Annotated in this window: 16 protein-coding genes; 13 read left to right on the forward strand and 3 right to left on the reverse strand. The window is 67.8% G+C overall.

Annotated elements, in window-relative coordinates; all coding sequences use genetic code 11:
• Positions 1-309 precede the first annotated feature (309 nt).
• The 3 genes from pth (at position 310) to ychF (ending at position 3191) form a co-directional block, all read left to right on the forward strand.
• Positions 310-879 carry an aminoacyl-tRNA hydrolase gene (gene pth / locus C3E99_RS09670; RefSeq protein WP_104959737.1) on the forward strand — a complete coding sequence of 190 codons (570 nt, stop codon included), beginning with the start codon at positions 310-312 and terminating at the stop codon, positions 877-879.
• A gap of 58 nt (positions 880-937) precedes the next feature.
• The gene (locus tag C3E99_RS09675; RefSeq protein WP_104959738.1) at positions 938-1933 is read left to right on the forward strand and encodes an SDR family oxidoreductase; all 996 of its coding nucleotides are present in this window, start codon (positions 938-940) and stop codon (positions 1931-1933) included.
• Positions 1934-2093: 160 nt separating this feature from the next.
• The gene (gene ychF / locus C3E99_RS09680; protein WP_076074879.1) at positions 2094-3191 is read left to right on the forward strand and encodes a redox-regulated ATPase YchF; all 1098 of its coding nucleotides are present in this window, start codon (positions 2094-2096) and stop codon (positions 3189-3191) included.
• A gap of 127 nt (positions 3192-3318) precedes the next feature.
• Here ychF and C3E99_RS09685 read toward each other — a convergent pair whose 3' ends face one another.
• Positions 3319-3732: a MerR family transcriptional regulator gene (locus C3E99_RS09685; RefSeq protein ID WP_076074877.1), complete on the reverse strand. Its 414-nt coding sequence runs from the start codon at positions 3730-3732 to the stop codon at positions 3319-3321.
• 41 nt (positions 3733-3773) lie between these two features.
• Here C3E99_RS09685 and C3E99_RS09690 point away from each other — a divergent pair, with 41 nt between their 5' ends.
• The 4 genes from C3E99_RS09690 to C3E99_RS09705 all read left to right on the forward strand — a co-directional run bounded on the left by C3E99_RS09690 (position 3774) and on the right by C3E99_RS09705 (position 9030).
• Positions 3774-4511 (forward strand): glutaredoxin family protein, encoded by a 738-nt coding sequence (locus C3E99_RS09690; RefSeq protein ID WP_104959739.1) that lies wholly within the window; start codon positions 3774-3776, stop codon positions 4509-4511.
• On the forward strand, positions 4508-6244 hold the full coding sequence (locus C3E99_RS09695) for a copper resistance system multicopper oxidase (RefSeq protein WP_442800472.1): 1737 nt from the start codon (positions 4508-4510) through the stop codon (positions 6242-6244). Before C3E99_RS09690 ends, C3E99_RS09695 begins: the two co-directional genes overlap by 4 nt.
• Positions 6241-7362, forward strand: a complete 1122-nt coding sequence (locus tag C3E99_RS09700) for a copper resistance protein B (RefSeq protein WP_083675062.1) — start codon at positions 6241-6243, stop codon at positions 7360-7362. Before C3E99_RS09695 ends, C3E99_RS09700 begins: the two co-directional genes overlap by 4 nt.
• Before the next feature lie 96 nt (positions 7363-7458).
• Positions 7459-9030, forward strand: a complete 1572-nt coding sequence (locus C3E99_RS09705) for an alkaline phosphatase D family protein (RefSeq protein WP_076074872.1) — start codon at positions 7459-7461, stop codon at positions 9028-9030.
• A gap of 228 nt (positions 9031-9258) precedes the next feature.
• Here C3E99_RS09705 and C3E99_RS09710 read toward each other — a convergent pair whose 3' ends face one another.
• Complete coding sequence (locus C3E99_RS09710; RefSeq protein WP_234002430.1) at positions 9259-10884, reverse strand: M20/M25/M40 family metallo-hydrolase; 1626 nt, start codon at positions 10882-10884, stop codon at positions 9259-9261.
• A 136-nt stretch (positions 10885-11020) separates the two neighbouring features.
• Between C3E99_RS09710 and C3E99_RS09715 the strand changes: the two genes are divergently transcribed.
• On the forward strand, positions 11021-11485 hold the full coding sequence (locus tag C3E99_RS09715; protein WP_067111840.1) for a MaoC family dehydratase: 465 nt from the start codon (positions 11021-11023) through the stop codon (positions 11483-11485).
• Positions 11486-11727: 242 nt separating this feature from the next.
• On the opposite strand, the gene mutL is transcribed toward C3E99_RS09715, so the two are convergent.
• Complete coding sequence (gene mutL / locus C3E99_RS09720) at positions 11728-13548, reverse strand: DNA mismatch repair endonuclease MutL (RefSeq protein WP_104959742.1); 1821 nt, start codon at positions 13546-13548, stop codon at positions 11728-11730.
• Between the two features lie 195 nt (positions 13549-13743).
• Between mutL and C3E99_RS09725 the strand changes: the two genes are divergently transcribed.
• The 5 genes from C3E99_RS09725 to rodA are packed head-to-tail and all read left to right on the forward strand — an operon-like array spanning position 13744 to position 19252.
• The gene (locus C3E99_RS09725) at positions 13744-14790 is read left to right on the forward strand and encodes a rod shape-determining protein (RefSeq protein WP_067182815.1); all 1047 of its coding nucleotides are present in this window, start codon (positions 13744-13746) and stop codon (positions 14788-14790) included.
• 21 nt (positions 14791-14811) lie between these two features.
• Complete coding sequence (gene mreC / locus C3E99_RS09730) at positions 14812-15705, forward strand: rod shape-determining protein MreC (protein WP_076074863.1); 894 nt, start codon at positions 14812-14814, stop codon at positions 15703-15705.
• Positions 15702-16223, forward strand: a complete 522-nt coding sequence (locus C3E99_RS09735; RefSeq protein ID WP_076074861.1) for a rod shape-determining protein MreD — start codon at positions 15702-15704, stop codon at positions 16221-16223. Before mreC ends, C3E99_RS09735 begins: the two co-directional genes overlap by 4 nt.
• Before the next feature lie 60 nt (positions 16224-16283).
• Positions 16284-18149 (forward strand): penicillin-binding protein 2, encoded by a 1866-nt coding sequence (mrdA, locus tag C3E99_RS09740; protein WP_234002431.1) that lies wholly within the window; start codon positions 16284-16286, stop codon positions 18147-18149.
• A complete protein-coding gene (rodA, locus tag C3E99_RS09745; protein ID WP_076077729.1) occupies positions 18146-19252 on the forward strand; it encodes a rod shape-determining protein RodA in 1107 nt (368 codons plus the stop codon). The genes mrdA and rodA overlap by 4 nt, the downstream gene beginning before the upstream one ends.
• Positions 19253-19265 lie beyond the last annotated feature (13 nt).

The raw sequence follows: 19265 nt of genomic DNA on the forward strand, positions 1-19265 counted from the left end.
AAGAGGCGGCGATTTCGGCGAAACGCCGCCTCTTCCCGCTTCGTCATGCTGAACTTGTTTCAGCATCCATGGTCCGACCTCTCCCTCTGCGCCGCGCCAGTTTCGAGGGCAGGCCATCGACCCTGAAACAGGTTGGCGTTTATACCCTTGAGACAGGGACGCTGGTGATCCCCGGCGAAAGCCGGGGTCCATGCGAGGCAGGCGCACGTAGCTGGACCCCGGCTTTCGCCGGGGAACGCTCACGTGTCGGAAGGGGATAATTGCCAAACAGGTTCAGGGTGACACGACAGGGAGTGAGGGGTTTTTGACATGCAGCTCTGGGTCGGCCTCGGCAATCCCGGTCCCCAATATGCGATGCACCGCCACAATGTCGGCTTCATGGCCGTCGACGTCATCGCCGACGCGCACGGATTCGCGACGCCCGCGAAGAAATTCCAGGGCTGGGTGCAGGACGGCCGGATCGGCCGCCACCGCATCCTGCTGCTCAAGCCGTCGACCTTCATGAACGAAAGCGGCCGCAGCGTCCGCGCCGCGCTCGATTTCTACAAGCTGACGCCGCAGGACGTCACCGTCTTCTATGACGAGCTCGACCTTGCGCCGATGAAGGTGAAGGTGAAGCGCGGCGGCGGCGCGGCGGGGCATAACGGCATCCGCAGCCTGATCCAGCATATCGGCGACGATTTCCGCCGCGTGCGCATCGGGATCGGTCATCCGGGGCACAAGGACCGGGTGACCGGATATGTGCTGGGTCCTTACCACAAGAGCGAGATCGAGCCGCTGACCGACCTGCTGGGCGCGATCGCCGCCGAGGCGGGCGGCCTGGCGGACGGCGACGACGCGCGCTTCCTGAACGACCTTGCGCTGCGGCTGAACGACTGAACGACGATTGGCACATGCGCCCGGCTGGGGCATGATGGCGCCGAAAGGAGTTTCGCCGATGCCCCGTCCTTCGCGCCCCGATCGCCGCCAACTACTCGCCGGGGGCGCCGCGCTGGCCGCCGCAGCCCCCGCCCTGCTTCACGCCGCCGCGCCGCCCGCGCCCGGAGCGCTGAAGGGCCGCACCGTCCTGATTACCGGCACGTCGAGCGGATTCGGCCGGATCGGCGCGCTGCATTATGCCCGGCTCGGCGCGAAGGTGATCGCGACCATGCGCAACCTGCCGCGTCCCGAGGCGGACACGCTGGCAGCGGAAGCGGCGAAGGAAAAGCTCGACCTGCATATTGTCGAAATCGACGTGACGAGCGACGATTCGGTTGCCGCGGGCACCGCAAGCGCGCTCGAAGCCGCGGGCGGACGCATCGACACGCTGATCAACAATGCCGGGGTCGGCATCTCCGGCCCGATCGAGGTGCAGGACATGGAGGCGACGCACCTTGCCTTCAATACGAACGTCATCGGCATGCAGCGGATGATTCGCGCGCTGCTGCCGCAGATGCGCGCCGCCAGGGCCGGGCAGATCGTCAACATCTCGTCGCAGCTCGGCCGGGTGATCGTCCCCGGGGGCGGCCATTATTCGGCGACCAAGTTCGCGGTGGAGGCCTTGTCCGAACAGCTTGCCTATGAACTGGTGCCGCACGGCATCGAGGTGACGATCATTCAGCCCGGCGGCTACCCCACCCGCGTCTGGCAGAACCGCAACGTCTATACCGGCGCGCTGAAGGAACGCAGCGATCCCGAGCGGCTGGCGGCCTATGAGCCCTTCACGCGCGGCATGGGAACCGAGGACGGCAGCGGACGCAGCGCCGACCCCGCCGACGTGCCGCACGCGATCGCAGAGATCATGGCGATGCCCGCGGGCACGCGCCCGCTGCGCCGCGCGGTCCATCCGGGGCCCAAGCCGCAGGAGGCGATCAATCGCGTCGCGGCCGAGGTGCAGGTCGCATGGCTGGGCGGCAGCCCGCTGGGGCCGCTGGTCCGCGCGGTGCACGACTGAGGTCCGGCCCAGCGCCCTTCTCTGCCCCCCTTCTTTCGGGCCCGTTCGGCACGAACCGGCGGGCCGGGATCATCGCGCTCTGGAAAAAGCGATGCGAAACGGCTAGCGCGCCTGCCATCGGCGCCCGACCGGCGCCCAATATGACCGAAAGACGAGATTCATGGGTTTCAAATGCGGAATCGTCGGGCTGCCCAATGTCGGCAAGTCCACCCTGTTCAACGCGCTGACCGAGACGCAGGCGGCGCAGGCGGCGAACTACCCCTTCTGCACCATCGAGCCCAACATCGGCAATGTCGCGGTGCCCGACGACCGGCTCGACAAGCTGGCGGCGATCGCGGGTAGCCAGAAGATCATTCCGACGCAACTCGCCTTCGTCGACATCGCCGGGCTCGTGCGCGGGGCATCGAAGGGCGAAGGACTGGGCAACCAGTTCCTCGGCAACATCCGCGAAGTCGATGCGATCGTCCACGTCCTGCGCTGTTTCGAGGATGACGACATCCAGCATGTCGAGAACAAGGTCGACCCCGTCGCCGACGCCGAGACGGTCGAAACCGAATTGCTGCTGTCCGACCTCGAAAGCCTCGAGAAGCGCGTCCCCGCCTTCCAGAAGAAGGCGACCAGCGGCGACAAGGAGGCCAAGGCCGCGGCCTCGGTGCTCGGCCAGGCGCTCGACCTGCTGCGCGCCGGCAAGCCCGCGCGGCTGACCGAGCCGAAGGACCCCGAAGAAGAACGCATCCTCCGCCAGGCGCAGCTTCTGACCACCAAGCCCGTCCTGTATGTCTGCAATGTCGAGGAAGCGAACGCCGCGACGGGCAACGCGCACAGCGACGCGGTGTTCGCGCGCGCGAAGGCCGAGGGTGCGCAGGCGGTGCTCGTCTCCGCCGCGATCGAGAGCGAACTGGTCGGCATGGAGGCCGGGGAGCGGATGCTGTTCCTCGAAGAGATGGGGCTGCACGAAACCGGTCTCGCGCGCGTGATCCGCGCCGGGTACGAACTGCTCCACCTGCTGACCTTCTTCACCGTCGGACCGAAGGAGGCGCGCGCCTGGACCGTCTACACCGGCGCGACCGCGCCCGAGGCGGCGGGCGAAATCCACAGCGATTTCCAGAAGGGCTTCATCCGCGCCGAGGCGATCGCCTTTGCCGACTATGTCGCGCTGGGTGGCGAAGCGAAGGCGCGCGAAGCGGGCAAGCTGCGCGCCGAGGGCAAAGGCTATGTCGTGCAGGACGGGGATGTGATGCACTTTCTGCATAGCTGACGGAATCTCCCCCTCCCGCAGGCGGGAGGAGCGAGGGTGGGCCGGCGACGTCGCGGCTGCCCACCCCGCTGCGACTAGCGGACAAGCCCGTAAGTCTCGCTGCCCCTCCCGCGAGCGGGAAGGGAATCTATGGTTCGAACGCCGCCAGTATCGGGCATGGCCCGCGGCCGTCCCCGGCATCGCTCGCCGCGCACTGGTCGGCGAGGCGGGCAAGTGCGGCGCGGGTTTCGGTCATCTGCGCGATCTTCCGATCGAGCGCGTCGATCCGCTGGCGCGCCAGCCGGCGCACGCGGGCGCGGTCGTTGCTTTCCTCCAGCGCGAGCAGGTCCGAAATCTCGTCGAGCGTGAAACCCGCCGCCTGCGCCGAGCGGATGAAGCGAAGGCGCCGCAGGTCGTCGGCGCCATAGCGCCGAATGCCGCCGCCCCAGCGCTCGCCGCCACTGCGCATCGGCGTCGCCATCAGGCCGCGCCGCTGGTAATAGCGCACCGTTTCGACCCCGACACCGCCCGCCGAGGCCAGTTTCCCGATCGTGATCTGCATCGCTTGACTCCGTACCATGGTACGGACGGTATAGGAGCCGCATGACGAAACAGGCAATCCTCTATCGCATGGTCATGCCCGACCATATCTGCCCTTACGGGCTGAAAGCGAAGCATCTGCTGAAAAGCCGCGGCTTCGCGGTCGACGATCGCTGGCTGACGACGCGCGCCGAAACCGACGCCTTCAAGGCCGAGCATGGCGTCAAGACGACCCCGCAGACCTTCATCGACGGGGTGCGCATCGGCGGTCACGACGATCTGCGGCGCCATTTCGGGCTGAAGGTCGCCGACCCCGACGCGACCAGCTACACGCCCGTGATCGCGCTGTTCGCGATGACCGCGCTGATGGCGCTCGCGACGAGCTTCGCGGCCTATGGCGACGCCTTCACGCTGCGCGCCGCCGAGTGGTTCGTCTCGTTCAGCATGATCGTGCTCGCGCTGCTCAAGCTGCAGGATGTCGACAAGTTCGCGACGATGTTCCTGAACTACGACCTGCTGGCGCGCCGCTGGGTGCCCTATGCCAGCATCTATCCCTTTGCCGAGGGATTGGCCGGGGTGCTGATGACCGCGCATGCCCTGCCCTGGCTGTCGATCCCGGTCGCGCTGTTCATCGGCGGCATCGGCGCGGTGTCGGTGTTCAAGGCGGTCTATATCGACAGGCGATCGATCAAATGCGCCTGCGTCGGCGGCGGCAGCAAGGTACCGCTGGGCTTCGTCTCGCTGACCGAGAATCTGGGCATGATCGCGATGGCGCTATGGATGATCGGAACGCTGCCGTGAGCGACGCCATCGGACGTCGTGCGCTGATCGCGGGGGGAGCCGCCGCGGCGCTGACCCCGTGGCTGCCGCTGTGGGCGAAGCCGGTTTCGGCCGGCCTGCCGACCGTCTCCGGCCCCGACGTCCGGCTGACGATCGCGCATCAGACGCTGACGCTCGACGGACGCGATCATCATGCGATCGGCATCAACGGCACGATCCCGGGACCGCTGATCCGCCTGACCGAAGGCACGCAGGCGCGCCTTCACGTCACCAACCGGCTCGACGAGGACAGTTCGATCCACTGGCACGGCCTGATCCTGCCCTTTCACATGGACGGGGTGCCGGGGATCAGCTTTCCGGGTATCGCGCCGGGGGCGACCTTCACCTATGAATTCCCGGTGCGGCAGGCCGGCACCTATTGGTATCACAGCCATTCGGGATTGCAGGAGCAGATGGGGCATTACGGCCCGATCGTCATCGATCCCGCCGGCGCCGATCCCGTCGCGCACGACCGCGAGCATGTGATCCTGCTGTCCGATTTCAGCCCGCTGCATCCGCACGCCATCTTCCGGAAGCTCAAGCAGATGGGCGGTTATTTCAACCACCGCAAGCAGACGCTTTCGGGCCTGCTGGCGGGGCGCGACCAGCCGCTGAAGGACCGGATCGCGTGGGGCGCGATGCGGATGGACCCGACCGACATCAGCGACGTCACCGCCGCCGCCTATCGCTATCTGGTCAACGGCCACGGCCCCGCCGACAATTGGACCGGGCTGTTCCGCGCCGGCGAGCGCGTGCGGCTGCACATCATCAACGCCTCGGCGATGACGACCTTCAACATCCGCATTCCCGGCCTGCCGATGACCGTGGTACAGGCCGACGGATGCAACGTCCGCCCGGTGACGGTCGACGAATTCCAGATCGGGGTCGCCGAGACCTATGACGTGATCGTCACGCCGGGGGACCGCGCCTATACGCTGGTCGGCGAGACATCCGACCGGTCGGGCATGGCGCGCGCGACGCTGGCCCCACGCGCGGGCATGGCGGCCCCGGTCCCGGCCCTGCGCCCGCGTCCGGTGCTGACCATGAAGGATATGGGAATGGGCGGCATGGACCATGGCGGCGGCCCGGCCTGCGCCCCCGAACATGCCGCTATGGGGCATTGCACGCCCGATGCGGCCAGCGGCAATGGCGGCGGCATGGATCACGGCATGCGCGACATGACGCTGGCCCCGACGGTCAGGGACACGCCGGCGGTGCAGAGCATCTCGCCGATGCCCGCCGATCGCACCGGCGAGCCGGGGGTGGGCCTCGAAGGAGTCGAGAGGGCGCTGACCTATCGCGATCTGATCGCGCTCGACCGCAATCCCGACACGCGCACGCCGACACGGCAGATGCAGATCCATCTGACCGGCAATATGGAACGCTATATGTGGGCATTCGACGGGGTGAAGATGAACGAGGTCAAGGCCCCGATCCCCTTCACGCAGGGCGAGCGGGTGCGCGTGACGCTGGTCAACGACACGATGATGACGCATCCGATCCATCTGCACGGCCATTTCTTCGAGCTTGTCACCGGCAAGGGCGACCATGCGCCGCGCAAGCATACGGTCAACGTGCAGCCCGGCGGCAAGCTGAGCTTCGACCTCACCGCCGATGCCTATGGCGACTGGGCCTTCCACTGCCACCTGCTTTATCACATGCACGCCGGGATGATGCAGGTGGTGACGGTGCGCCCGGCGGGGGACGCGGCATGAGCCTGCTCGCGATCCTGCTGATGGCGGCGCAGCATCCGGCCGCCGCCGCGCCCGCCTGCACGCCCGACCACGCGGCGATGGGCCATTGCACGATGGCGCCACCGCCCGAAAAGCCGGCGCCGGAAGAGCCTGCGACCGCCTGCTCCGCCGAGCATGCGGCGATGGGCCATTGCACGATGGACCCGGCACCTCCGCGCCACGAACCGAACGCACCCGGCTGCACGGCTGAGCATGCCGCCATGGGGCACTGCACACTGGAAACGCCGCCGCCGGTACCGGCGAACCCCGCCGCCCCCTGCCCGCCCGAGCACGCCGCGATGGGCCATTGCCGGCCAGCCGAAGCCGCGCCGCCTTACCCCATGATCCCCGACCAACCGGTGGGCGATGCGCCCGCACCTTCCGCGCCGCGCGTCGATGCCGCCGACCGGCTGTTCGGCGCCGAGGCGATGGCCGGACCCCGCGCGCGCCTTTATGCCGAGCATGGCGGCGGCCGCTTTTCGCGCATCATGGTCAACCTCGCCGAATGGCGGGCGCGCAAGGGCCGCGATGGCTACGCCTGGGAAGCCGAGGGGTGGTTCGGCGGCGACATCGATCGGCTGGTAGTCAAGAGCGAGGGCGAAGGCGATTTCGGCGGTGCGGTCGAGGGAGCCGAGGTCCAGGCGCTGTGGAGCCGCGCCATCGGCCCCTATTTCAACCTGCAGGCGGGCGTCCGGCAGGACTTCGGCCCCGGCCCTTCGCCGACGCATGCCGTGATCGGCTTCGAAGGCCTCGCCCCCTATTGGTTCGAGATCGAGGGCGCGCTGTTCCTGTCGGACAAGGGCGACGCGGCAGCGCGGCTGGAGGCGAGCTACGACCAGCGCATCACCCAGCGGCTGATCGCGCAGCCGATGGCCGAAATCGAACTGGCCTTTCAGGACGTGCCCGAGCGCGCCGTCGGCGGCGGCCTGTCGGGTATCGAACTGGGCCTGCGCCTGCGCTATGAGGTCGCGCGCGAATTCGCGCCCTATGTCGGCGTCGCGTGGGAACGCAAGCTCGGCCGCACCGCGCGGATCGCACGCGCCGCCGGTGAAAAGGCCTCGCACCCCGCGTTCGTCGCGGGGGTGCACCTCTGGTTCTGAGAGCGGCCGGGCATCATGCACGCCTGTCATTGAAGTCGCATCGGGCTCGGCTATCTGGCACTATCCGATTCGTCCTTCCCGTCCGCGGAGCCTGCCATGCTGAACCGCCGCCATTTCCTTGCCACCGCCACGCTTGCCGGACTGTCGGCCCCCGCGATCCTACGCGCGGAGGCCGGCTTCTTCCGCGATTTTCCGTTCAGCCTCGGCGTCGCGGCGGGCGATCCGGCGAGCGACGGCTTCGTCATCTGGACCCGCCTCGCGCCCGAACCGATGGCGCCGCACGGCGGCATGCCGCTCGTCCCGGTGCCGGTCGAATGGGAGGTGGCGAGCGACGGCGGCTTTCGCGACGTCGTCGCGAAGGGCACCGAACTGGCGCGCCCCGAGCTGGGTCACAGCATCCATGTCGAGGTCGCTGGCCTGCAGCCGGACCGCCCCTATTATTACCGCTTCGTCGCGGGTGGCGAGCGCAGCCTGCGCGGGCGCGCCCGCACCCTTCCCGCCCCCGGCGCGCGCGCCGACGCGCTGAAATTCGGGGTCTGCGGCTGCCAGCATTATGAATCGGGCTTCTACGGGGCCTATCGCCACCTCGCGCGCGAAGACCTGGCCTTCGTCTATCATTATGGCGACTTCATCTACGAATATCAGCAGGACTATCTGTACGACAGCGGCCTGCCGATCCGCCCGGTGCGCAGATATGCGCTGCGCGGGCTGCAGGATCTGGGCGATTTCCGCACCGCCTATACCCAGACCTTGCTCGATATCGACATGCAGGCGGCGCGATCGGCGCATGGCTTCATCTCGAGCTTCGACGACCACGAGATCCGCAACGACTGGGTATCGACCTTCGACGACTGGAAACTGGGGCTCGACGGCAACGACCCCGACGCGCCGCCGCCCGAGGTGTTCATGCTGCGCAAGCAGGCGGCGATGCAGGCGTGGTACGAACATATGCCGGTGCGCCGGGCGCTGCTGCCGCGCGGCGGCATGGTCGCGGCGCATCGTGAGCTGCGCTACGGCGACCTGATGGCGATGCAGGTGCTCGATACGCGCCAGTATCGCGACAACCAGCCGTGCGGCGACGGCTTCAAGCCTGCCTGTCCCGATGTCTATGCGAAGGATGCGCAGGTGCTCGGCAAGGCGCAGGAGGAATGGCTTGCGCGCAACCTCGCCAGGGGCGGCGCGACGTGGAACACGATCGCGCAGCAGGTGACGATGATGTCGCTCGACCGCCGCCGCCGGCCCGACGAGCCCGAGAAGATCATCAACATCGACAGCTGGGCGGGCTATGAAGCGCCGCGCGAGCGCATCCTGTCGCGCTTTGCGGGATTGAAGAACTGCGTCGTGCTGACGGGCGACGAGCACCAGAATTTCTGCGGCGACCTGGTGCTGAAGGACAAGCTGGTCGCGGCCGAGTTCGTCGGCACCTCGATCTCCAGCGGCGGCGACGGCAGCGACAAGCGCGCCGGGACCGACGAATGGCTGGCGCGCAACCCCGAACTGAAATTCGCCAACGACCAGCGCGGCTATCTGGTCTGCGAGGTCGGCCGCGAGGCGTGGCAGACGCATTTCATGGTCGTCGACAAGGTGACGACGCCGGTGAACACGCTGTCGAAACGCGCGACCGGCGTGGTCGAGAACGGTCGGGCCGGGATCACCATGTCGGCTTAGAGCGACGTGCCTGAAATCTGACACACCCTCTCAGCCGTTCGGGCTGAGCTTGTCGAAGCACCGTTCTACTTCTTCTTGCGGCGCCTGGCAGAAAGAACGGCCCTTCGACAAGCTCAGGGCAAACGGTGCATATTTAAGGCACGGATGCTCTAAAGGCCAAATCCGCTTCCCTTTTCCGTTCGTGTCGAGCGAAGTCGAGACACGAACGGGAAAGAGGCTGCTGCGATCCTATTGATCCGGGTCCTTGTACTGGAACGGGTCATAGGGGGCCGGCTGCGACGGGACCGGGAAGCGCGGCAGCACCTTGTCGCTGTTCGCCGATGCCAGCAGCATCCCCGCCATCACCACCGACGCCTGGCGCAGGTCGTCAGCCTTCAGATGATCGAAGGTATCGGCGCTGCTGTGGTGCGTGCGCGAGCCGTAATCGAGCGGGTCCTGGATGAACTGGAAGCCCGGCACGCCGACCGATTGCATATAGACATGGTCGGTGCCGCCGGTGGGCGCCGCGACGACCTTTCCGGCGCCCATGCTGGCGAACGGCGCGAGCCACGCCTGGAGCAGCGGAACCGCGGCGACATTGCCCTCGGCATAAACGCCGCGCAGCTTGCCCGAGCCATTGTCCATGTTGAAATAGGCCTTGAGGTCGCCGTAGCCGGGCCGCGGCGTCACCGGATAGCGGTTCGGCCACCCGTAATAGAGCGCATTGCCGTCCTCGGCCTCGGTCGGGCCGGGACGCGTCGCGAGATGCTTGTCGACATAGGCGAGGCTGCCGAGAAGCCCCTGCTCCTCGCCCGTCCACAGCACGAAGCGGATCGTCCGCTTCGGCCGGACGCCCAACGTCTTGAGGATGCGCGCCGCCTCCATCACCACCGCGCTGCCCGCGGCATTGTCGGTCGCGCCGTCGCCCGCGACCCAGCTGTCGAAATGCGCGCCCGCCATCACATAGCCGGCCTTCGGGTCGCTGCCCGGGATGTCGGCGATGATGTTGTACGCCTTCGTGTCGCTGTCGTCGAAGCGGACGTTGCTGTCGATCGAAAGCTGCGGCGCCGGGCCCGACTTGGCGAGGCGCGCGAGGCGGCGATAATCCTCCGCCGCCAGTTCGACACCGGGCAGCGACAGCGTGTGGCCGACGCGGTAGTTATAGCCCTCGCCATGCACCAGCTTGCCGTCGCGGTACGACTGCCGGACCCAGGCGACCGCCCCTTCGGCCTTGAGGAAGGCGTCGAGCTTTTCGGCGAAGCTGACGCGCTCGAGGCGCTTGTTGATCGCGTCGGGATCATATTTGGGCTGGCGAAAGGCCTCGAGCTTCTCGAAATCCTCACTGCCGAGACGCCGGAAGGGAGCCTTTTCGGGCTCGTCGCCGGTGCCGGGGAGCGTGACGAGCACGATCCTGCCGGCCAGCTTGCCCTTCCATTCGGCGAAATGCTCTTCCTTGCTCATCGGCGCGACGAGGATCGGCGCGGTGATCGCGCCGCCGGTCGACGGGGTCCAGGCGATCGGTATCGCCGTCAGCGCGAGCGGCCGCGGCGCCGTCATGCGCACGTCGACCGACAGGATTTCCCAGCCGCGGCCGAACTCGAACCCCTCGCGGCGGACATTGGCGAGACCCCAGCCGGCGAAGCGGTCGATCGCCCATTGCTCGGCGCGGCGCATCGCGGGCGAATTGGTGAGGCGCGGACCCAGCCCGTCGGTCATCTCCTGCGCGATGCGCATCACCTGGCTGTGGTTGAAGCCCTGGTCGATGATCGCGTTGGTGTCGGCGTCGTCCGCCTTCTGTCCTGCCGCAGGCACCGCGACGAGCGCCGCCCCCGCCCCTGTCACCGCCAGGGCCATGGCGATCCAAGTCCTTCTCATGATCGGAAATTCCCCTTCGTTGCCGTTGCAACCGGATGCACCATGCGCGCGGTGCAAATCAAGGCGCAATCCGCCCGGCCGGTCGGCGACGACAAGCCCCTTGCCTCGCCCGCGCCTTTCCGCGCATAGGCGCGCCATGCTTTATTACGAGGATATAGAGGTCGGGAAAATCCAGCGCTTCGGCAGCAAGCTGGTGACGCGCGAGGAAGTCGTCGATTTTGCGAGCCGATACGACCCACAGCCTTTTCACCTCGACGACGAGGCGGCGGCGCAGACCTATTTCGGCCGTCTGTCGGCGAGCGGCTGGCACACCGGCGCGATGGCGATGCGGATGATGGTCGATCACATGAAGGCACATGAACAGGCCGGGCTCGGCTCTCCCGGCATCGACGAACTGCGCTGGCTGAAGCCCGTCTATCCCGGCGACACGCTGCGCTGCGAGATGGAGGTCGTCGAAAAGCGCCGCTCCGCGAAGCGGCCCGACATGGGGATCCTGTCCTCGAAGCTCACGGTGCTCAACCAGCATGACGAGCCGGTGATGACGATGCGCTCGGCGGGCCTGATCCGCGTCCGGGACGCGGCGGGCAACGGACAAGCGTAAACCCGCCCTGTTTGCGTGACCGTCGAAATCGAGCGGGAACGCGTCGGCGAAGCGACGCGATCATCGCCGGCACGTCCTGAAAAAACATGTCAGATCACCCATTTGGGGTATGACACTCCCGACAAATGCAGCGATGGAGCCCTCAACCCTCTGCGACCCGAGGGTGACGGTCACAGATCGTCGAGGGGCGGGAAGCCGGCGGCTTTCCGCCCCTTTCATTCGGCGGCGCTATCGTCCCGTCCCTATTTCCGGCCGAACAGTTTTTCGACGTCGTCCATCGCCAGTTTCACCCAGGTCGGACGACCGTGGTTGCACTGGCCCGAATGCGGCGCCACCTCCATCTGCCGGAGCAGCGCGTTCATCTCCGCGACCGCCAGCGTCCGGCCGGCGCGGACCGAGCCGTGGCAGGCCATCGTCGCCGCGACCAGCTCCAGCTTTTCCGAAAGGCCGAGTGCGGCGTCATAGCCCGCGAGATCGTCGGCAATGTCGGTGACGAGCTTGCGGCAGTCGATCGTTCCCAGCATCGCGGGGGTCGCGCGCACCATCACCGCCGCGGGACCGAAGCGTTCGAGTTCGACGCCCAGCGCCGCAAGCTGCGGCGACGCCGCTTCGAGCCGGTCGCAGGCGGGTTCGTCGAGTTCGACCACTTCGGGCAGCAGCAGGCCCTGCGACGCGACGCCCTGTCCCGCCATACCGCGGCGCAGCGTCTCGAGCACCAGCCGCTCGTGTGCGGCATGCTGATCGACGATGACCAGCCCGTCCTCGGCCTCTGCGACGATATAGGTTTTCGCGATCTGCCCGCGCGCGATTCCGAGCGGGTGCGCCCCGGCCGCGGGCGGCGGCGCCTCGGCGACCTCGGCGCGGCCCGCGATGGGTGCAGCGGGGCCCGCGAAGGGCGTCACCCGGTCATAGACGCGCGCGACATCCTCGGCCGGCGGCGGGACATCGGCGCCGAACAGATGCACGGCGGGCTCGGTGCGATGGCCGAACAGGAAACCCGTCGCCGATTCGGGTCCAGATGCGACCGGTTCCTGCCGCCACGCGGCGAGCGCCGCCTCGGCCGGGCGCTGGACGCTGCGGAAGCCATGCTCGTCGAGCGCGCGCCGCAGGCCGCCGACGATCATCCCGCGCACCAGTTGCGGGTCGCGGAAACGCACCTCGGTCTTGGCGGGGTGGACGTTGACGTCGACCTCGCCCGTCGGCAGGTCGAGGAACAAGGCAACGACCGGATGGCGGTCGCGCGCGAGCAGGTCGGCATAGGCGCCGCGCAGCGCCCCGACGAGCAGCCGGTCCTTCACCGGCCGGCCGTTGACGAACAGATATTGATGATCGGCGATGCCGCGATTGTAGGTCGGCAGGCTGATGACGCCGCCCAGATGCACTTCGCCGCGATCGAGATCGACGCCGATGCTGTTGTCCGCCAGCTCGCGGCTGGTCAGCGCCGCGACGCGCGCGAGCCGGTCCTGCCCGCCCTGCACGTCGAGTACCCGCCGCCCATCGTGCTCGACCGTGAAGCCGATGTCGGGCCGCGCCATCGCGAGCCTTTTCACCCCGTCGAGGCAGCTCGCATATTCGCTGCGCGCGCTGCGCAGGAACTTGCGCCGCGCCGGGACGCGGGCGAACAGGTCTTCGACCACGACGCGCGTGCCCGTCGCCAGCGCCGCGGGCCCCTCGCCCGCCAGCGCGCCATTGTCGACCACCCGCCGCCAGCCGTCGCCGCGCGCAATGCGGCTTTCGAGCGTCATGCGGGCGACGCTGGCGATCGAAGGCAGCGCCTCGCCGCGAAAGCCGAGCGTCGTGACATCCTCGATCGCGTCGCCCGGCAGCTTCGACGTCGCGTGGCGTTCGAGCGCCAGCGCCATCTCCGCCGGGGTCATTCCGCAGCCGTCGTCCTCGACCTCCAGCCGCGCGATCCCGCCCTCGGCGATTCGCACCGAAATGCGGGTCGCGCCCGAGTCGATGGCGTTTTCAACCAGTTCTTTCAGCGCCGCAGCCGGTCTTTCGACCACTTCACCGGCCGCGATCCGATTTACGAGCTTTTCCGGCAGGCGGCGTATTGACATGACCGCTCTCCTAGCGCAGTCGGACGCAAATCGCGACCCATCCGCACAGTCCTATCGCTCCATCCAGCCAGCCCTCCTTTGGTCGAGCCGGAATCTCCCCTTGATATGGTCTTGGCTGCGGGCGGACAAGCGGCGAGAATGGCGACAGGGGCGCCCCCGTCCGGGGGAGCGGCTTCGATGGCAGGAACAGTATAGATGTCCTTCTTTTCCCGGTTTCTGAAATTCAATTCCCAAGACATGGCGATCGACCTCGGCACGGCGAACACCGTCGTCTATGTGCGCGGAAAGGGCATCGTTCTCAACGAACCCTCGGTCGTCGCGGTCGAGACGCTGAACGGCATCAAGCGGGTGAAGGCGGTCGGCGACGACGCCAAGCTGATGATGGGCAAGACACCCGACACGATCGAGGCGATTCGCCCGCTGCGCGACGGCGTGATCGCCGACATCGACGTCGCCGAGCAGATGATCAAGCATTTCATCACCAAGGTCCACGGCGGCAAGCCCAACGCCTTTCGCAGCCCCGAAATCGTGATCTGCGTGCCGTCGGGCTCGACGAGCGTCGAGCGCCGCGCGATCCGCGACGCCGCATCGAACGCGGGGGCCAGCCAGGTTTGGCTGATCGAGGAACCGATGGCGGCCGCCATCGGCGCCGACATGCCCGTCACCGAACCGATCGGGTCGATGGTGGTCGACATCGGCGGCGGCACGACCGAGGTCGCGGTGCTGTCGCTGCGTGGCCTCGCCTACACCACCTCGGTCCGCGCCGGGGGCGACAAGATGGACGAGGCGATCGTCTCCTATGTCCGCCGCCACCACAATCTGCTGATCGGCGAATCGACCGCCGAGCGGATCAAGAAGGATTTCGGCATCGCGCGCATTCCGTCGGACGGCGTCGGGCTGACGATCCACATCAAGGGCCGCGACCTCGTCAACGGGGTGCCCAAGGAAATCTCCATCAACCAGGCGCAGATCGCCGAGGCGCTGTCCGAACCGATCGGCACGATCGTCGAGGGCGTGCGCATCGCGCTGGAAAATACCGCGCCCGAACTCGCGGCCGACATCGTCGACCAGGGTATCGTGCTGACGGGCGGCGGTGCTCTGATCGCCGAACTCGACGAACTGCTGCGCGACGCGACCGGCCTGCCGGTGACGGTCGCCGAGGATCCGCTGACCTGCGTCGCGATCGGCACCGGCCGCGCGATGGAGGACCCCGCCTTCCGCGGCGTGCTGCAGCAAGCCTGATCGAACGGTAGAGGTTCCCCCATGGTCCGCCCGGCACATCGACGTCCGGGGCAATCCCGAAAGGCCCAGTACGGCCTGTTCGCGGCCTATGTCATTGCGGTGACGGGGGCGGTGGCGGGCCTGTTGCTCGCGGTCCTATCGGTGGTCGATCCCGTCGGCTTCGCCACGCTTCGCGTGGCGAGCCATGAGGTCGCCGCGCCCATCGCGCGCGTCACCCGCTCGGTCACGGGGTCGATCTCCGGCATCGACGACGCGGTCTCCGCCTATGTCGGCGCGGGATCGCAGAACCGGCGGCTGCGCAAGGAACTGGCGGAGACGCGGCGCAAGCTGGTCGCGACGTCTTCGCTCGAAGAGGAGAACCGCCAGCTCAAAGCGTTGCTCCAGTTGCAGCAGACCGACAAGGCGGCGCTCGCGCACGGCTATCTGCTCACCTCGACCTCGACCAGCAGCCGGCGCCTCGCGCTGCTCAGCATCGGCCGCAACGTCGGGGTGGCGGCGGGGCAGCCGGTGCGCGGCGCCGACGGGCTGATCGGGCGCGTGCTCACCGCCGGACCGTCGGTGTCGCAGGTGCTGCTGCTGACCGACGTCGACAATGTCGTGCCCGTCCGCCGCGCGCGCGACGGCCTGCCCGCGCTCGCCAACGGGCGCGGCAACGGCGATCTCGACATCCGCACGCTCAACATCGCGAACAACCCGTTCAAGCCGGGCGACATCCTCGTCACCTCGGGCACCGGCGGCCTCTATCCGCCCAACATCCCGGTCGCGATCGTCGTACGGCGACAGGATGACGGCGCGCTCGCGCGGCCGCTCGCCGACCCGGCGAAGGTCGATGCGGTCGCGGTGTTGCGGCCCTATACCCCCGACAATCTGGAAGCGCGGGCGGCGCCCGCGGCGCCCCCCGCCGGAACGCCATGAACCGCGCCGGACCGCGCCTTGGCGAGCCGGCGTCGCTCTGGCGGATGCGGATCGTGCCGATCGCGAGCGTGATGCTCGCCTCGGCGCTGCCGCTGATGCTGCCGCTCGTCGCCAGCTCGCCCGTGCTTCCCCCGATGGGGCTGCTCTTCTTCCTATGCTGGCAATTGCTGCGCACCGAGATGTGGCCGGTGTGGATCGGCCTGCCGCTCGGGCTGTGGGACGACCTGTTCAGCGGCGCGCCGATCGGCACCGCGATCGGCCTGTGGACGCTCGCCAGCATCGCGATCCATTATTTCTCGCAGCGCATCTATTGGCGCGGCTTCTTTCACGACTGGGGCATCGCCGCGCTGCTCGCCGCCGCGGTCCAGGCGGCGGCGGCGCTGATCGCGCACCCGCACGCGCCGGCGGGGCACCTGCTGGGCCTCGTCGTGCCGCAGATCGTCGTCTCGGCGCTGCTCGTGCCGCTGTTCCTGCGCCTGACCGGCGCGTTTGACAATTTCCGCCTGAAACGCCGATAACTCCCCATGCGCCGCAAAAATCCGCGTCAGACGATGCCGATCACCGAAGCCTGGAGGGGAATGACCTTCACGCGGCGCACGCTGCTGGTCGGCGGCGGGCAGATGGCGGTCGGCGCCGCGCTCGCGACGCGCATGGCCTATATCTCGGTCGTCGACAACGACCGCTATGTGCTCGAATCGGAAAGCAATCGCGTCAACCTGACGCTCGTCCCGCCGCGCCGCGGCTGGATCGTCGATCGCCACGGCAAGGCGCTCGCCAACAACCGCGTCAGCCTGCGCATCGACATCATCCCCGACCGGCTGCACAACAAGGATCTGGTGCTCGGCCAGCTTCGCACTTTGCTGCGCCTCGACGGCGACGCGATGGACCGGATCGAGCGCGACCTGAAGGCCGCGTCGGGCTTTCAGCCGGTCGCAGTGGCGGAGGACGTCACCGAACAGGATTATAGCGCGGTGCTCGTCCGCCTGCCCGACCTGTCGGGCATCGCCCCCGCGCGCGGCTTTGCCCGCAACTATCCGACCGGCGCGGCGGTCGGCCATCTGATCGGCTATGTCGGCGCCCCGAATGCCGAGGAATATGAAAAGGCGAAGAACCCGCTCTACATCACGCCGGGGTTCAAGATCGGCAAGGACGGGCTGGAGAAATATTTCGAGGACGTGCTGAAGGGCAAGCCCGGCGCGCGGCGCGTCGAGGTGACGGCGCGCGGCAAGGTCGTCCGCGACCTCAGCACCCAGCCCGACGTGCAGGGCAAGACGGTCCACCTGACGATCGACGCCGACCTGCAGGAATATGTCGCGCGGCGGATGGGGCGCGAATCGGGGGCGGCGATCGTCATCGACTGCCTGAACGGCGACATCCTCTCCTTCGTATCGATGCCCAGCTTCGACCCGAACAGCTTTTCGGACGGGATCAGCAATTCGGAATATGCCTGGCTGCGCGCCGACGACCACCAGCCGCTGATCAACAAGGCGACGCGCGGCCTCTATCCGCCGGGATCGACGCTGAAGCCGATGGCGGCGATCGCGGCGATGGAACATGGCGTCGACCCGGGCGAGAAGCACACGTGCATCGGCGGCTATCGGCTCGGCAGCCGCTTCTTCCGCTGCCTCGGCCGGCACGGCACGATCGACATGCCGACCGCGATCGAAAAGAGCTGCAACAGCTATTTCTACTGGCTCGGCCACCGGCTCGGCTATGACGCGATCGCGCCGACCGCGCGCCTGCTGGGATTGGGCGAGGAATATCAGCTCGCGGGCAGCGCGCAGCGATACGGCACCGTTCCCGACAGCGAATGGAAGATGCGCAAATATCACCGCGAATGGAGCGCGTCGGATTCGCTCAACGCGGTGATCGGCCAGGGCTATGTGCTCGCCAACCCGCTCCAGCTCGCGGTGATGGCGGCGCGCATCGCATCGGGCCGCGCGCTCTATCCGCGCCTGATCAACCGCCAGTTCGAGAACAAGCCGCTGCCCTTTGCCGAAGAGCATCTGGCGGTCGCGCGCGAAGGCATGAACCGCGTCGTCAACGGCCCCGGCACCGCGGTGCGCAGCCGCCTGCCGCTCGACGGCATCGCGATGGCTGGCAAGACCGGCACCGCGCAGGTGCGCGGGCTCGCCTCGGGCGGCAACGGCAAGGGCGGGACGTGGAAATATCGCGACCACGGCCTGTTCGTCTGCTTCGCGCCGGTCGACAATCCGCGCTATGCCGCATCGGTGGTGATCGAGCACGGTATGGGCGGATCGCGCGCCGCGGCGCCGGTGGCGAAGGACATCTTCACCTTCCTCTACGACCGCGAAAAGGCGATGGCGGCGCTCGAAGGCTTCGAGGCCGGCTGGGGCGGCACGATTACCGAGCGCATGAACCGCGACTATGCGGCGTGGAAAGCGGGCGCGTCGAGCGACCCCGAACCGGGAGCGCCGCGATGATCCCGGTTCCGCCAGCGATCCAGCGCATTCCGTGGAAGCTCATCGCCCTGCTGTCCGCGATCACCGGTTTCGGGCTGCTCGTCCTCTATTCGGCGGCAGGCGGCAACGCATCGCCCTGGGCGTTGCAGCAGGGCACCCGCTTCGCCATCTTCCTGACGATGGCGCTGGCCATCGGGCGCATTCCGCTCCGCTTCTTCGAGGATTTCTCTTACCTCGGCTATCTGGGGGTCGCGGTGCTGCTGGTCGCGGTCGAACTGCTCGGCTTCGTCGGCGGCGGCAGCCAGCGCTGGCTCAACCTGGGTTTCATGAACCTTCAGCCGTCCGAGCTGATGAAGGTCGCGATCGTCCTCGCGCTCGCGCGCTTCTATACCCAGTTGCCGCCCGGCGAGACGCGAAGCTGGACCGCGCTGTGGCCCGCGCTGGTGATGATCGGCATCCCCGCCGCGCTGGTGATGCTGCAGCCCGACCTCGGCACCGCGCTCGCCATCTGCGCGAGCGGCGCGATCGTGATGTTCGTCGCCGGCCTGCCGCTCTGGTGGTTCGGCAGCGCCGTGATCGCGGGCGCCGCCGCCCTGCCCATCCTCTTTTCCATGCTGCACGACTATCAGCAGAAACGGGTGCTGATCTTTCTCGACCCCGAAAGCGATCCGCTGGGCGCCGGCTATCACATCAGCCAGTCGAAGATCGCGATCGGGTCGGGCGGGATCAGCGGCAAGGGGTTTCTCAACGGGTCGCAGAGCCATCTCGACTATCTGCCCGAAGGCCATACCGACTTCATCTTCGCGACGATGGCGGAGGAATGGGGGCTGATCGGCGGACTGGCGCTGATGTTCGGTTTCTTCCTGCTGCTGCGCTGGTCGACGCGCGTCGCGATGAATGCGCGCACCCGCTTCGGACAACTGGTCGCGACCGGGCTGACCATGACGATCTTCTTCTACATCGCGATCAACCTGATGATGGTGATGGGCCTCGCGCCGGTCGTCGGCATCCCGCTGCCGCTCTTTTCCTATGGCGGGTCGTCGATGCTGACGATCATGACCTGCGTCGGCATCATCCTGGCGATCGAGAATGACAGCCGCACCGGCGTGCGCCGCTTTCACTGAGATTCCGGCTTGG

This window comes from Sphingopyxis sp. MG (assembly GCF_002953155.1).
Taxonomy (GTDB): Bacteria; Pseudomonadota; Alphaproteobacteria; order Sphingomonadales; family Sphingomonadaceae; genus Sphingopyxis; species Sphingopyxis granuli.